Source organism: Candidatus Thiodiazotropha sp. AKIB8 (assembly GCF_058244675.1).
Window position 1 is genome coordinate 43,681 of record NZ_JBSYOO010000046.1, and the last position, 16,170, is coordinate 59,850.

The 16,170-nt window shown below is 47.7% G+C and carries 12 protein-coding genes; 11 read left to right on the forward strand and 1 reads right to left on the reverse strand.

Annotation, left to right across the window (positions count from 1 at the left end; all coding sequences use genetic code 11):
• Positions 1 to 35 precede the first annotated feature (35 nt).
• Positions 36 to 1,070, reverse strand: a complete 1,035-nt coding sequence (gene pyrC, locus AC4IFB_RS15915; RefSeq protein ID WP_490780693.1) for a dihydroorotase — start codon at positions 1,068 to 1,070, stop codon at positions 36 to 38.
• 328 nt (positions 1,071 to 1,398) lie between these two features.
• Here pyrC and AC4IFB_RS15920 point away from each other — a divergent pair, with 328 nt between their 5' ends.
• From AC4IFB_RS15920 to AC4IFB_RS15970, 11 genes are all read left to right on the forward strand, one after another.
• Positions 1,399 to 1,725 carry a sulfur globule family protein gene (locus AC4IFB_RS15920; RefSeq protein ID WP_490776596.1) on the forward strand — a complete coding sequence of 109 codons (327 nt, stop codon included), beginning with the start codon at positions 1,399 to 1,401 and terminating at the stop codon, positions 1,723 to 1,725.
• A gap of 87 nt (positions 1,726 to 1,812) precedes the next feature.
• A complete protein-coding gene (locus AC4IFB_RS15925; RefSeq protein ID WP_490776597.1) occupies positions 1,813 to 2,478 on the forward strand; it encodes a sulfur globule family protein in 666 nt (221 codons plus the stop codon).
• A gap of 338 nt (positions 2,479 to 2,816) precedes the next feature.
• A complete protein-coding gene (gene aceE, locus AC4IFB_RS15930; RefSeq protein WP_490776598.1) occupies positions 2,817 to 5,471 on the forward strand; it encodes a pyruvate dehydrogenase (acetyl-transferring), homodimeric type in 2,655 nt (884 codons plus the stop codon).
• A gap of 86 nt (positions 5,472 to 5,557) precedes the next feature.
• Positions 5,558 to 6,901, forward strand: a complete 1,344-nt coding sequence (aceF, locus tag AC4IFB_RS15935) for a dihydrolipoyllysine-residue acetyltransferase (protein ID WP_490776599.1) — start codon at positions 5,558 to 5,560, stop codon at positions 6,899 to 6,901.
• A 212-nt stretch (positions 6,902 to 7,113) separates the two neighbouring features.
• Positions 7,114 to 8,070 carry a cytochrome-c peroxidase gene (locus AC4IFB_RS15940; RefSeq protein ID WP_490776600.1) on the forward strand — a complete coding sequence of 319 codons (957 nt, stop codon included), beginning with the start codon at positions 7,114 to 7,116 and terminating at the stop codon, positions 8,068 to 8,070.
• Positions 8,067 to 11,321, forward strand: a complete 3,255-nt coding sequence (locus tag AC4IFB_RS15945; RefSeq protein WP_490776601.1) for an EAL domain-containing protein — start codon at positions 8,067 to 8,069, stop codon at positions 11,319 to 11,321. The genes AC4IFB_RS15940 and AC4IFB_RS15945 overlap by 4 nt, the downstream gene beginning before the upstream one ends.
• Positions 11,322 to 11,468: 147 nt before the next feature.
• The gene (locus AC4IFB_RS15950; protein WP_490780694.1) at positions 11,469 to 11,597 is read left to right on the forward strand and encodes a hypothetical protein; all 129 of its coding nucleotides are present in this window, start codon (positions 11,469 to 11,471) and stop codon (positions 11,595 to 11,597) included.
• Positions 11,598 to 11,819: 222 nt separating this feature from the next.
• Complete coding sequence (locus AC4IFB_RS15955) at positions 11,820 to 12,065, forward strand: hypothetical protein (RefSeq protein ID WP_490776603.1); 246 nt, start codon at positions 11,820 to 11,822, stop codon at positions 12,063 to 12,065.
• 374 nt (positions 12,066 to 12,439) lie between these two features.
• Complete coding sequence (gene lpdA, locus AC4IFB_RS15960; protein ID WP_490780695.1) at positions 12,440 to 14,164, forward strand: dihydrolipoyl dehydrogenase; 1,725 nt, start codon at positions 12,440 to 12,442, stop codon at positions 14,162 to 14,164.
• A 25-nt stretch (positions 14,165 to 14,189) separates the two neighbouring features.
• Entirely contained in the window at positions 14,190 to 15,389 is a 1,200-nt protein-coding gene (locus AC4IFB_RS15965; RefSeq protein WP_490780726.1) for a class I SAM-dependent methyltransferase, read from the forward strand.
• Positions 15,386 to 16,165 (forward strand): alpha/beta fold hydrolase, encoded by a 780-nt coding sequence (locus tag AC4IFB_RS15970; protein ID WP_490780696.1) that lies wholly within the window; start codon positions 15,386 to 15,388, stop codon positions 16,163 to 16,165. Before AC4IFB_RS15965 ends, AC4IFB_RS15970 begins: the two co-directional genes overlap by 4 nt.
• Positions 16,166 to 16,170 lie beyond the last annotated feature (5 nt).

The window sequence follows — 16,170 nt, forward strand, 5'->3', positions numbered from 1 at the left end:
GCTGAGCTGTATGAGACCATCAGTCTCAGCTCGTACTATTCTGAGACTATTTGCCAGTGAATCGGTTGACCTGCTCTCAATGGAACTACCCGATCTTCACCAAAACGGTAACTTTCTGGTGCTTCCCAGTCAGCTTTTTCTAATGTGACCTGTTGCTGATTACGTGGTAGACCATAAAAGTCGGGGCCATGCAGACTGGCGAATCCTTCCAATTTATCGAGCGCGTTCTCTGCGTCAAATATCTCAGCGTAAAGTTCAATTGCTGCATGGGCTGTATAGCAGCCGGCGCATCCACAGCCACACTCTTTGGCATGCTGGGGATGGGGGGCGCTGTCAGTGCCAAGAAAGAAGCGGGGATCTCCACTGGTTGCGGCTTTGATGAGTGATTCCTGGTGTATTTCCCGCTTCAGTATGGGTAGACAGTAGTAGTGGGGTCTGATACCCCCTGCCAGCATGTGGTTTCTGTTGAACATCAAATGCTGCACAGTGATCGTGGCACCAATCGATCCGCCGCTTGCCATAACAAAATCGACAGCATCACGGGTGGTGACATGTTCAAACACCATCGACAGCTCCGGGAAATCCTTTCTGAGTGGGGTCATGTGACGGTCGATGAAGACCTTTTCACGATCAAAGATATCGACCTGTTGATCCGTTACCTCAGCGTGAACCAATAGTGGAATGCCTTCCTTTTGCATGGTCTCCAACACAGGATAGAGTGCACGAATCTTGGTGACACCTGCATCAGAGTTTGTTGTTGCTCCAGCCGGGTATAGCTTGATTCCATGAATATATCCACTCTGCTTTGCCTTTATCACCTCTGCGGATGTCAGTCGGTCAGTCAGATAGAGCGTCATCAGCGGTGTGAACCCGGTATCGTCAGGCAGTGCATCAAGAATACGTTGACGATACTCGATAGCCATTTTGGTATTGGTAACCGGGGGTTTTAAGTTTGGCATTACAATCGCTCTGGCAAACCGCTCTGCGGAGTGTGCTACGACTGAGGCCATGCCCCCATCATCGCGTAAATGAAGGTGCCAATCGTCAGGTTTCGTCAGTGTTATGCGCATTTCTCGATATCAGTTCTGTTGAGTGGTGCTATTTGCTTCAGGTCGGAGTCAAGGGAGTGTGTTGGACTATTGTCTCACATAATAAGGTGTGGGTTGGTGCTGATCCATACCCTATAGAAGGATAGAAGGTGTCTATTTCATTCCTGGAAACGGGTAGGGGCTTTTGATCGTCGTTTACTTAGATATTGACTATTTAAAACAAATTCACAATTGAAAATTGTTATTTGTTAATTTTAGTATTTTCTAATATTCTATGTCTTGAAAGCTACGCGGTATCTGCTTTCTCAGAAAATTCTAAGATGACATTCTATCTCGAGGAGAGTGAAAAATGAAAAAGACCGTTCAAGTTGCCGCTGCTGCTGCTCTTATCGTTGCTTCTGCTACTGCTTCTGCATGGTGGGGTGGTCCTGGCTACAACCGTGGTTACGGTAATGATGGTTGGGGTGACGGCTGGGGCGATGGCTCTGGTGACTTCAGCTTTGGTATGAGTGGTAGTGCCCGTGGTTCTGGTTATGGTCGTGGTTACAACAACTACCGCGATTACTATGGCTATGGCCCATATGGTTATGGTGCACCTTATGGCTACGGATATGCGCCTTACGGCTATCCTGCTGCTCCTGCAGCGCCAGCTGCACCTGCTGCACCTGCTAAATAAAGCGGTTTACTAAAGGATATCTCGCACAAGGATGTGCCTAGATGACACGCGTAGTTTTTAAAAACACAGATTTTTGGGTATAAAAAAATGAAAAAGATTTCTATCATTGCTGCAGCAATCACTATGGCAGCCAGTTCCGCAACCGTTAATGCCTGGTGGGGCGATAACTGGAGTGACGATTTTTTTGGTGATGGTTTCGGTGCCGGAGATTTTGACTTCTCATTCAACATGCGCGCCCGTGGTAACGGTTCTGCCCGTGGCTATGGTAATGGTTATGGCTATGATGCACCTTACTATGGCTATGCACCATACTATCAGGCACCTGCCCTGACTGAAGAGCAGAAGAGTGCTATGGCCGATCAGCAGAAAGCATTTGCAGAACAGCAAAAGGCTTTCGCTGAACAGCAGCAGAAAGCTTTCGAACAGGCTGTTGCTGCACAACGTCAGTATGCTGAGCAGTTCAACAACGATCCTTTTGCCTCCAGAGAAGCTGAAATGAAAGCTATCAAGGAGCGTCAGGAAGCCCAGCGCCAGCAGATGATGGCTCATTTCGATAACATGCCTAACCGTCCTGAAATGCCTGAAGCAATCGCTAAACGCATGGAAGAGTCTAAAGTCCGTCACGACGAAATGATTAAAGAGATGGAGACTCGTCGTGCAGAATCCATGAAGCAGATGGAAGAGCGTCGTAAGGTTGCTATGGAGCGTAAGCCTTTCGAAATGCCTTCATTTGGCGCACGTAAAGAGATCTGATCTAGATATCACTTCTATCAAAGAGCGCATCCAGGGGGTTCCTGGATGCGCTTTTTTTTGTCTGCAGGAAACAGATGACGGTCATCTATGTCGCACTCTGTTGCAAACCTGATATTTTGTAATTCAATTGTAAAAACAATGTATTAGGTCATTAAAAATAATCATCACATAACGCTGAAATCGTCTTCGTCTTGCTGTATATTACGCGGATCAATCCAAATTATTGGTTATCTAAATAGTTTTCTTTCGTACTCCGTTTGCTGATTTTGGAGATACATAGGATATTGCGGTGGGGTACCCGATTCCCTGACGCCAAACTGAACAGCTAGAGAATAACAATGCCGAGTAGACCAGATATCGACCCTATTGAGACACAAGAGTGGTTGGACGCCCTTGAAGCCGTCCTTGAAAACGAGGGCGTGGAACGCGCGCACTTTTTGATCGAACGTTTGGTCGATAAGGCCCGTCGATCTGGGGCTCATCTCCCCTTCAGTGCCAATACCGCTTATGTCAATACTATTCCAGTAACCAAGCAGCAGCGATTTCCCGGTGATCGAGCCATGGAGCGCCGTATTCGTTCCTTTATACGCTGGAATGCAATGGCGATGGTGGTTCAGGCGAACCGAATCTCGACAGAGCTTGGAGGACATATCTCAAGCTTCGCCTCAAGTGCGACTCTGTTTGATGTTGGCTTTAACCATTTTTTCCATGCCCCTACCAAAGAGCGGGATGGAGATCTGATCTTTTTTCAAGGCCACTCTGCTCCGGGGGTCTATGCCAGAGCATACCTCGAAGGCAGGATTAGTGAAGAGCAGCTCTATAGTTTTCGTCAAGAGGTGGATGGCCACGGGCTCTCCTCCTATCCACACCCCTGGTTGATGCCTAATTTCTGGCAGTTTCCTACAGTTTCCATGGGACTTGGGCCATTAATGGCCATCTATCAGGCGCGATTTATGCGTTACCTTCATGACCGGGGAATGGTCAATAGCAAGGAGCGTAAGGTGTGGGCCTTCTGTGGAGATGGAGAGATGGATGAGCCTGAAGCGTTGGGTGCAATTTCTCTTGCTGGCAGAGAGCGTCTTGATAATCTTGTATTCGTCATTAACTGCAACCTGCAACGTCTTGATGGTCCGGTTAGAGGTAACGGTAAGATTATTCAGGAGCTGGAAGCTGTATTCCGTGGAGCGGGCTGGAATGTGCTGAAGGTTATTTGGGGTGGATATTGGGATCCTCTCTTTGCCCGGGATAAAAACGGCATACTACTAAAGCGTATGGAAGAGTGTGTCGACGGTGATTATCAAGCCTACAAAGCGAAGGGCGGCGCTTATACCCGAGAGCATTTTTTCGGTAAATATCCCGAGCTTGAAGAGATGGTTGCCAATATGACTGAGGAGGACATCTGGCGTCTCAACAGAGGAGGACATGATCCTCACAAGGTGTTTGCTGCTTATGCAGAGGCGACTGCACACACAGGCCAGCCGACAGTAATTCTTGCAAAAACCGTCAAAGGCTACGGTATGGGAGTGGCAGGAGAGGGTCAGAACATAACCCATTCACAGAAGAAGATGGGGGAGGCTGCTCTAAAAGCGTTTCGAGACAGATTTAATATCCCGATTTCAGATGATCAGATTGGTGCGGCGCCATTCTATAAGCCTCCGGCAGATAGCCCGGAGATGAAATATATGCATGAGCAGCGTAGCAAACTGGGTGGTTTTCTACCTCAACGACGTACCAAAGTAGAACCTTTGACCGTTCCGCCTATGGAGAATTTCAAGGCGCTGTTGGAAGGTAGTGGTGATCGTGAGCAATCAACCACAATGGCATTTGTACGTCTGCTGAATATGCTCGTCAGAGATAAAAAGTTGGGTAAGCAGATAGTACCTATAGTGCCGGATGAAGCGCGAACATTCGGAATGGAGGGTATGTTCCGGCAACTGGGTATCTACTCCTCGGTTGGCCAGCTCTATGAACCGGTGGACGCCGACCAGGTGATGTTCTATCGAGAGGATAAGAAAGGTCAAATACTACAGGAGGGTATCAATGAAGCCGGTGCCATGTCCTCCTGGATAGCGGCTGCTACCTCCTATAGTAATCATGGGGTCACTATGATCCCCTTCTATATTTACTACTCCATGTTTGGTTTTCAGCGTATCGGAGATCTGGCCTGGGCAGCGGGCGATATGCAAGCGCGCGGGTTTTTAATTGGGGGCACAGCAGGTAGGACGACACTGGCAGGTGAGGGTTTGCAGCATCAGGATGGGCATAGCCATCTTATGGCAGCAACCATTCCCAATTGTGTCTCCTATGACCCTGCGTTTGCCTATGAAATGACGGTGATCGTTCTGGATGGTATGCGCAGGATGTATCAGGATCAGGAGAATGTTTTCTACTACATCACTGTGATGAATGAGAATTACATTCAACCTGAGATGCCTGATGGTGTGGAAGAGGGTATTGTCAAAGGGCTATATCTCTTGCAAAAAGGGGGCAAGCAGAAGAAACGTGTTCAGCTGCTGGGCAGTGGCACAATATTACGAGAGGTGCTTGCAGCGGCTGAGCTGCTTGAAAAAGACTTCAAAGTCACCGCAGATGTCTGGAGTGTAACCAGTTTTACTGAATTGCGACGGGATGGACTGAAAGCTGAACGTTGGAATACCCTGCATCCAGAAGATACACAGAGAGTCAGCTATGTCACTCAGCAGCTCTCTGGGCAGAAGGGGCCTGTTGTAGCAGCTACAGATTATATTCGTAGTTATGCTGATCAAATTCGCCCCTTCGTCCCCGGCTCCTACAGTGTTCTCGGTACCGATGGGTATGGACGAAGCGACATGCGGAGTCAGTTGCGAAAATTCTTTGAAGTCAATCGTTACTATGTGGCGATTGCTGCCTTGAAATCACTTGCTGACCAGGGTGAGCTAGAGATGGAAGTGGTCAGTCAGGCGATCAAGAAATATAAAATAGATCCGGACAAGCCCAACCCCTGTAGCGTGTAACGCGTGTTATGAAAAAGGCGTGAGTTGGTCAGTGCGGCCAATTAGAAAAACAGATAGAGCCTGAATGGCAATAAAGAGGACGAGACGTGGGTAAAACGACAGATGTACTGTTACCTGATATTGGTGATTTCGAATCGGTAGAGGTCATAGAGATCCTGGTTTCCGAAGGTGACGAAGTCTCCGTTGAAGAGTCCCTACTGACCCTGGAGAGCGATAAAGCAACCATGGAGATTCCCTCTCCTCATGGGGGTAAGGTCAAGCAGCTACAAGTTAAGGTGGGTGACCGGATCAGTGAGGGTGATGTCATTCTTACCATTGAATCGAGCGATAGCGATGCGACTGTCACTGATGAGGTAGATGCAGGTTCAGGGCCGGCTGCTGAAGAGCTGGAAACCGTTCAGGCTCCTGCACCATCACCTAGTGATCATGGAGCTGAGACAGATATGTCGAACCGTCGTCCTGGTGATAAGGAGAGACTCGTTCCGCCTGTGCCTGAAGCTATGGCTATCTCCAGTGGGGAAGGGGTTCCTCATGCCAGTCCATCGGTAAGACGTCTTGCCCGGGAATTGGGGGTAGATCTCTCCCTGGTCAAAGGTAAGGGGCCGAAACAGAGGGTTTTAAAGGATGATGTACACAACTTCGTAAAGCAGTCGTTACGTCGGGGAGAGACAGGTAGAACGGGTCGCGGCGCTTTTGAAATGCCAGCTGGCCCAGAAGTGGATTACAGCCGTTTTGGTGAAGTAGATATTCAACCAATGGGGCGCATAAAGAAGATCAGCGCTGCGCATCTGCACCGCTGTTGGTTAACCGTTCCTCATGTAACTCAATTTGATGATGCGGATATTACCGAATTGGAGGCTTTTCGTAAGTCACAGAAATCGATAGCTGAACAGCAGCAGATCCGTCTTACTCTGATGCCTTTCCTGATGAAGGCTGTTGCTGCCGCGCTGGTTGAGATGCCAGCATTCAATGCAGCACTGGATAGTGAGGGAGAGTCTCTGGTCTATCGAAAATATGTCAATATCGGTGTCGCTGTCGATACTCCGAATGGATTGGTGGTACCGGTTATTCGAGATGTGGACAAAAAAGGTATTTTCGAACTGGCTTCTGAATTGATGACAATCAGTGCTAAGGCAAGAGATGGCAAATTGGCTCCCGGTGATATGCAAGGGGGGTGCTTTTCCATCTCAAGTTTAGGTGGCATAGGGGGAACAGCATTTACCCCAATTGTGAATGCCCCTGAGGTCGCTATACTCGGCGTATCCAGGAGTGCGATGCAGCCTGTGTGGGATGGTAGTGGGTTTCAGCCACGACTCATGCTGCCGTTGTCGCTTTCATATGATCATCGCGTAATCGATGGCGCAGAGGGTGCCCGTTTTACCCGCTTGTTGTCATCCTTGTTGGGTGATATACGCAAGTTATTATTATAATAATCAGTGAGGAATGTTTTTTTAAGGCCCTGGTAACACTTGCAGCTATCGAGTGGGATTCCTGTTTTGTTGATAAAGTTATAGATGAGTTGTCCGCTAAAGAGTGTAGCTGGCTTAAATTTATACTTTTATTACTTAGGGCGCAGTTAACCCAGTAGAAAGGATTTCGGATTGGCACATCAGGTGTCAAGAGGGTTGCTGCGATTGAAAATATGCGTAACCTTTTGTTTTTGATGATTATATTGATCCTGCACTCTTTGGGTGTTTGGGCTGATGATCGCAAAAATGAACCGATTCTCCCCCTTTCTGTGACTGCAGCGTTAAACTCAAGGCTGGTCGCACTTGGGGATCAGCTATTTCACGACAAACGTCTTTCCCAGGATAACAGTATAAGCTGCGCCAGCTGCCATGTGCTCTCCTCCGGTGGTACCGACAAATTGGCCCGTTCAGTCGGGGTTGGTGGGGCTGTTGGTCCAATCAAAGCACCGACGGTCTACAACAGTAGCTACAATCTATCCCAGTTTTGGGATGGTCGATCTGAGACCCTTGAGGCTCAGGCTGCAGGTCCGGTACATAACCCCCTTGAAATGAACTCCTCCTGGCTGGAGGTGATATCAAAACTCAGCAGAGATTCTGCCATGGTAGAGCGATTCAATGAGTTGTTTGAAGATGGCATCACTGGAAAAAATATCACAATTGCGATTGCTGCATTTGAGCGCTCTTTGGTGACGATAAATTCCCGCTTTGATCTTTGGTTGAAAGGAGAAGGGACGCTAAGCGAGCAAGAGATTCGGGGCTATCGTCTGTTTAAGAGCTATGGTTGCATCAGTTGTCACCAGGGGGCAAATGTTGGCGGCAATATGTATGCATATATGGGGGCCATGGGGGATTATTTCAAAGATAGAAATGGTGGAATTACAGAGGCAGACTATGGCCGTTTCAATGTCACCGGCAAGAAGGAGGATAAACACTATTTCAAGGTACCCAGTTTAAGGCTGGCGTTTATAAATGCACCCTATTTTCATGATGGTTCTGCTAAAAGCCTGGATGATGCTGTACGTATCATGGGGCGATACCAGCTAGGACGAGAGATTCCCAACCACCATATTGCAGATATTGTTGCATTTTTACATACACTGGCTGGTGAGCATGCCAGATTCAAACCATGATTAAGTTGTTCAAGTCAATCGGTGCTAAACGCGGCTTCCTGCTGATCGGGTTAAGCTTGGCTTTTGCAATGCTCCTTGCGCTATTCTGGAATGATGAATCCAAGGGTTACACTGAAATTTCTCAACACTTACTCCATCTAAAGAAACTGGATGCCAGTCTCGATCGAGACATGTTGAGTATCGCTTCATTTCTGATGGTCCAATATGATCCGCTTGTGGAGACCTCCTACCGTATCAAGGCGCTGAAAAAAGAGATAGATCGAGTTATAGACGAATATGAAGATGAACATGAACAGGTCAATGAGCGATCTATCACGGATCTATTTAATATCTATTGGCAGGGGATAGATGAAAAGCTTCTCCTATTGGAGAAAATAAAATTCCAGGCTGCTGTGGTGCGCAATGGTATTCACTATCTGCCAATCATAGCTAAAGAGTTACAACAAGCAGATCCAGAAACATACGAATCTATTCTTGCGCTCATAAACAAGCTCTATGCCTTTCACCTGTTTGCCACCAATACTCAATTCACAGAAATTAAGCACGCATTGCAAGAGATGAAGAGAGTTGTTTTACCGGATTCAGAGAATCAGGCTTTACTGGAGCAAATTCTATTTCATGTTGACTCCAATCTCCTTGGTGTGACTGAATTAGGCTCTTTAAAAAATCGCTACTTAGCCGTGCCAAGTAATAGCAATTTTGAGGATATTCACACCGAGCACGAAGATAACAGGATTGCTGAGACAGCGAGAAAGCGGCAGTTAATAATGCTCTTGGCGGTAGCTGTATTTATCCTGATTATAGGATTATGGCAACTGGTAAAGAGTCTGTATATCGCCCATCAAGAGTCGAACCGCTCATGGTATCGGTTACATGATGCGGTGAATAATCTCTCCGAAGCCTTTGCACTTTTCGATTCAGATGGAAACCTGGTGTTATTCAACCACCGCTTTGAAGATTTCTACCCTTGGCTCAAAGAGCGGGTTGAAAATATCAGCTTGAATGAGTTACAAGCTACGGCAGGCGGGCGTGTAAAAAACCGAAATCTGGAGGGAGAGCCGGTTATCGATTCGCTGCCCAGAGGACAATATCTTGAAGAGCTGGAAAATGGCACTTGGTATCTTGCGAGTAACAACAGAACCACAGAGGGTGGGCTCGTCTGCGTAAGAAGTGATATTACAGAGTCAAAACGGGCTGAAGCTGATTTGCGTAAATTGGGCAGGGTTCTTGAGCAGAGTCCTGCTTCAGTAGTGATAACCAATACGGACGGTATTATCGAGTATGTAAATCCCAGATTTGAAAAAGTATCAGGTTACTCCGCTAAGGAAGCAGTTGGGAAAAATCCAAGATTTTTGCAGGGTGGAGATAAGACAAAGCTCGATTATCAGGAGATGTGGGTGAGCCTGCTGGCTGGTAAAGAGTGGCGTGGAATGTTTCATAACAGGCGAAAAGATGGTTCGATCTATTGGGAATCCGCATCAATATCACCATTGAGAGATGAGCGAGGTACGATAACTCATTTCATTGCTGTCAAAGAGGATATCACGGCACAGAAACGGGCAGAGGATCAGTTGAGAATGAATGCCACGGTATTTGATACAACTGCCGAAGGTATTATGGTGACCGATGAAGAGAACAGGATAAAAACAGTCAATCCAGCATTCACAAGAATTACTGGCTATAGCCAGGAAGAGGTGCTGGGGCGTATGCCGAACATCCTCAGTTCAGGAAGACATAGCAAATCATTTTACGAGAAATTATGGGAATCGGTATTACAGAAAGGTTATTGGTCGGGAGAGGTTTGGAATCGTCGTAAGGATGGGAGTGTTTTTCCTGAGTGGTTATCAATTTCATCGATCAAGGGTGAGAATGGCGTCGCCAAGGAGTTTGTTGCAGTCTTCTCTGACATAACCAAACATAAAGAGGATGAGGAGCAGATTCGCTATCAGGCAAACTATGATGCACTCACTGGATTACCAAATCGCTCATTACTCTCTGATCGACTGAACCAGGCAATAGTTTCCGCTCACCGTGAAAACTGGATGCTCGCAGTTCTGTTTCTCGACCTTGATCATTTTAAAGTGGTCAATGATACCTTCGGACATGTCGTAGGTGATGAGTTGTTACAACTCGTATCTGCACGAATAAAGGCCTGTCTGCGAGAGTCAGATACAGTAGCCCGCTTTGGTGGTGATGAATTCGTTATTCTTTTACAGGATGTGACAGAAATGGATTCCGTGGCCCATGTGGCGGCAAATATCATCGAACAAATTACCAGAGTCTTTTCACTCTACGGGCGAGAGATATATATAGGGGCGAGCATAGGTATCACAGTCTATCCTGACGATGCGGTCAATGCAGACTCACTGTTGCGAAATGCCGATATGGCGATGTACCAAGCCAAAGAGCAAGGTAGAAATACTTATCAGTTCTTTACCGCTTCCATGCAGCAACATACCTTGGAGCGCAGGCAGTTGGAATTGGATCTGCGACAGGCAATCAAGCGTGATGAGTTGGAAGTCTACTATCAGCCCGTTATCAATCCGAAGTTGAATAAAGTTGTCAGTGTAGAAGCTCTATTGCGCTGGCATCATCCGCATCGTGGTATGGTTTCTCCGGCACTATTTATTCCAGTCGCTGAAGACAGTGGTCAGATAGGTCCGATTGGTGATTGGGTCTTGAATAAATCGTGTCAGCAGTTGAAAAAATGGCATGATGCCGGGTTAAGTGATTTGAAGATGGCAGTAAATCTTTCCAGTCGCCAAAGAGAGCTGGGGCTAGAGGCGGATCATCTTAAGAAGGTTTTGGATGAGACGGGAATCTCTTCTGACTTCCTTACACTTGAGATAACAGAGAGCCTGTTGATGAGAGATACAGATGAGGCAATGGCCTGGTTATCTGGTTTCAAGGAACTTGGGGTGTCACTCTCCGTTGATGATTTTGGTACTGGATACTCCTCATTGAGTTATCTTAAACGATTCCCAGTGGATGCGCTTAAAATTGACCGCTCCTTTGTTTGCGACCTGCCGAATGATCTTGAAGATGTAATACTGGTTAAGACGATTGTGGCGATGGCGGATAGTCTCAATCTGGCACTGGTTGCAGAAGGCGTTGAGACTAAAGAGCAGGCAGAATTTTTAGTCGATGTTGGCTGTGAAAATCTGCAAGGCTACTACTATTCACGGCCCCTTACAGCTGAGGGTCTGGATGATTTGCTTAAAGGGGAGTTGCTGGAGACTGGTACAACTTGAGACGCCGGATCAGCCAGCTGAGTCTACCTTAAATCTGCTCCGTCTGAAGGTATTCAGATCTTTCAAAAGCGATTCGACTACGCCTTGTCTGAAGGTTTGGACGTCTCGTCTGCCATTACCCAGAGCTTCTTGTTGGTTAGAGCAAATATGCAAGAGACCAGCAGTATCAATACACCTGCAAATATTACAGTGCTCGAAATCATTTCGGTTGTTTCTATTGCCATACTCTCTAACCCCTGTCTGCTGGATGAAAAGGCTGCAAAACTGATTGCATAAAAAACAGTTTAGACTGGGTGAGGTTATTGATCTACCGAATGGTATTAATAGAAAGTATTGATTTTTGAAGGGGTATGGTTATAAATTAATCTAAAGATATTTGCACGCTGATTAATCAATATCGGTGCCTAAGTCACATCCTCAATCTCCAATTGATTATATAAAAACCTGCCTGGAAGATTTAGGCTAAACCCAAGAATATGGAAATTGAGGAATGAAATCATGAATAGACTGACCATTGCAGTTGCCGCATCCATTGCCCTTACATCAGTTGCTTGTGGAAAATCGGCTGAGACAGAGAGCAGCAGTTCTGCAGCACCGACTTCCATGACAGAACAATCCCAACAATCTGTTGCTGAATCTGCTACAGATCAGGGAACGGTGCAATCCGAACAGGCCGCTTTTGAAGCTGTTGGCTCGGCAGGGAGTAACGAGAGCGCGGGTTCTGAGGTGTCTGGAGATAAGTAGTTAATAACTAACAGAACTCTACACTGAGTCAACTCTCGGCTCTATCAAATCCGCGGCTAAAAGTCTCAAATGCTTAGGGACTTCAAGTTAGGGCTTACTGGCAACTGATGCTTGACCATGAGCGCTGTTGAAGTCCCGATAGCTAAGCCCTCTCCCTCAGATTTCTGAATGACGTTTTTTGCAATTACCGGAAGAGATACCCTCTCTGGATCAATTTGCATCACTCCAGTGCAATGCATGGTTCGCTCTCAGCGGCAGAAATGCTATAAAGGGCTAATAGAACCCCATATTTACAGCGTTCTGAGCAGAGGCATCGAATAGATTTGCCCTTAAATAGCGCAAACTTAGACAACAAAAAACTGAGAGGAGCCTACATGAGTGGCATTGTCGACGTGACCCTTCCCGATATTGGTGATTTCGAGCAGGTTGATATCATCGAAATTCTGGTATCCCCTGGTGACCGGGTAGATGCAGAGGATTCTATTATCACTCTGGAGAGTGACAAAGCGACAATGGATATCCCTTCCCCTCATAGTGGCACGATCAAGGAGGTAGTGGTCAAGGTTGGGGAGAAGATCTCCATGGGTGCCACTATTCTTAAGCTGGAGCTGGAATCAGGAGCGAATGTAAACGAGAAACCAGAACCAACTAAAGCGCCGGTTTCAGATGTAGTGAAAGGTGCAGCAGACAAACAGGTTGATGTGGTGGTTCTTGGTGCTGGGCCAGGTGGCTATACTGCAGCATTTCGAGCTGCAGACTTGGGCAAGCGGGTGATTTTGATAGAACGATATGATGCCCTTGGGGGGGTATGTCTGAATGTAGGTTGTATACCGTCAAAGGCGCTACTTCATGCAGCAGCTGTGATCAATGAAGCCGCTGAAATGGCCGAGCTTGGGGTCAGTTTTGGTAAGCCAAAAGTGGATCTGGACAAGTTACGGGCTGGCAAGGATAAGGTAGTACAAAAGCTTACCGGCGGATTAAAAGCTCTGGCTAAACAGCGAAAAGTAGAGGTTATTCATGGGATTGCCCGCTTTGAGTCTCCAAAAAGGATTGCGGTGAATGGTGCTGAGGGTACGACCTCCATCGATTTTACCGATGCCATCATTGCCTGTGGCTCCAGTCCGGTGAAGATTCCGGGTTTTCCAAACGATGATCCCAGGCTGATCGACTCTACTGGCGCACTGGAGCTTGCAGATATCCCTAAGCGCATGTTGGTTGTGGGGGGAGGCATTATCGGGCTTGAGATGGCGACGGTGTATAGCACTCTGGGTAGCCAGATCGATGTGGTTGAATTACAGGAGAATCTGATTCCAGGTTGTGACCCGGATCTGGTTCGTCCTCTACAGAAACGCATTAAAAGTCGTTATAAAAATATCATGTTGGGCACCAAAGTAACCGATATACAGGCGCAGAAGAGTGGCCTCAAGGTTACTTTTGAAGGTAAACAGGCCCCTGAAAAGCCACAAAGCTACGACCGGGTACTGGTTTCAGTGGGGCGTGTTCCGAATGGTAAAAAAATCAATGCGGAAGCCGCAGGGGTCAATGTGGATGAACGGGGTTTCATCCCGGTTGACCAACATATGCGAACCAATGTACCGAATATCTATGCAATTGGTGACGTGGTGGGGCAGCCGATGCTGGCCCATAAAGCCACTCATGAAGCCAAGGTGGCTGCAGAAGTGATCGCAGGTCTGCCTGCCAGTTTCGATCCAATGACTATCCCATCAGTGGCCTACACTGATCCTGAAGTTGCCTGGATGGGTTTGACCGAAACTGAAGCCAAGGCCCAGGGTATAGAATATGAGAAAGGGGCATTCCCCTGGGCCGCCAGTGGTAGAGCGCTGGGTATTGGCCGGGAAGAGGGGGTGACCAAGCTACTGTTTGATCCCAAGACTCACCGTATTCTGGGTGCGGGTATCGTTGGTCCAAACGCTGGGGAGCTGATTGGTGAGACGGTGCTGGCCCTGGAAATGGGGGCCGATGCTGAAGATATCGGCTTAACCATACACCCCCACCCAACTCTGAATGAGACCATCTGTTTTGCAGCAGAAATGGCCGAGGGCAGCATTACAGATCTGATGCCACCAAGAAAGCGCTAATTTCTGGAAAACCAGTTTGGACAGGGTGACAGCCGCCGTTCGGGCCTTTTATGAGGCCCATCCCTACCCGTCGGGTAACAAGCCCTTCTGTGACGGTTACCATGGACGGCTGCTGTTGAGCTATATCGAACGACCTCAGGGTATCCCACAATATCTCCATATTCTTGAGGCGGGCTGCGGACGGGGAGTCAACCTTACTGCTGTGGCGGCAAAGGAGAGTCGGGATCAGTTCATTGGCATCGATATCAATCGTGTGGCCATTGAAGAGGCATCAGCAAGGGCAAAAGCTCATCGCCTATCCAATCTCAACTTCCAGGTGGCGGACCTTCTCGATAGCACAACCCTGCCAGAGAAGGGGAGAGGGTTCGATGTCATACTCTCCTATGGCGTCCTGCACCATCTCAACGATCCACTAAAGGGGCTACAGCGGCTCACTGAATATCTGGCACCTCATGGGGTGATAGGGTTTATGGTTGATGGCAGCTACGGTCGACAACCGCTGGATCGCTATCTTCAAGCACTGGATATTATCTCACCAGATGCAGAGAGAGATCGCGATCGCCACGCCAATGCAAAGGCCCTTGCCCAAGTTGCAGAAGAGGGTGTTTTCAAGGGGAACTGCTGGCAAGGAACTGCTTTCGTGGATGAGGTGGAGTTTGCTGATCGCTGTTTGCATGTCCATGAGCAAAGCTATGATATCAATGGCTTATGGGATCTGCTCGAGGCAGCAGGATTGCGCTTTATACGCTGGCATGAGACTTTGGATTGGTCTGTTGCGGCTATGACTGACGATGCGGATCTCTCTACGCAACTGAGAGCACTTGGTCCGAGGGAGCGTTATCAGGTGGTTGAACGGTTGGCTTACCGGCCTAAGTTGACTCTGGTGGCGTCACGTATAGGGGATGAGCCTCGTAAACCACTGAAGAGAGCAGAACTGATGGCAACTAAATTTGCTCTAAACCCTCAGCTGCAACCTACTGAAGATGAGAGTGGAAAGGTGAATTGGTCTCTTCGAGGACGTTCACTGCCGATCAACAATGATCGACTAACGGATCGACTGATTTCGCTGGCGTCAGAATCGGGAGCCACATTCACCTATCAAGAAATTCTGCAACGTCTTGGTGATCAACAAGTCACTGAAGCGCAAGCTCTGGAACTGTTCACTCAGATGTTGGCTTGTGAATGCTTCTACGCTCCCCATGGGATAGATCCAGGATTAGCATGAGTAAAGATCCACTGCTCTACTACAGGGATTTGGGTGATAAAAGCGGACCTGTCCTTTGTCTCATGCATGGCCTGTTCGGTTCATCAAGCAATTGGATGGGCATAGTTCGCAGGCTTCAGAACGACTACAGAATCATTGTGCCTGATCTGCGTAATCATGGCAGATCCCCTCATCGGGATGAGATGAACTATCCAGTGATGGTTGAGGATCTGATGCAGCTGCTCGATACCCTTGAGCTGCCCAGTCTATCCCTGCTGGGTCACAGTATGGGGGGTAAAGTTGCGATGTGGGCAGCCCTCACCCATCCGGAACGGATCGATAGGCTGGTGGTCGCTGATATTGCTCCAGTTGCCTATGGTAACCGTTTTGCCTCTATCTTTAAGGGATTGGATGAGATGCCTCTGCAGCAACTTCAAAATCGTGAGGAGGCAGACAGTCATCTTTCAAAATCTGTTGTGGATCGAGGGGTGCGACAATATCTATTACAAAATCTGCTAAAACAGGAGCAGGATTGGGTCTGGCGGTTTAATCTGCAGGTATTGCAGAGCGCTTTGCCCGCCCTCTCAGGTTTTCCCGTGATTGGAGAAAGTGTCTATCCTGGTGATGTACTATTTATTCATGGTGAAAGATCCGATTATGTAAACAGTGACGCACTAAAAGTGATTCAACACTGTTTTCCTCACAATCGACAACGAATGATACATGGCGCCGGGCATTGGCTTTACGCTGAACAACCTGATCAGTTTGCTCAGGCAGTGAGCAATTTTTTGAAATGAACTGA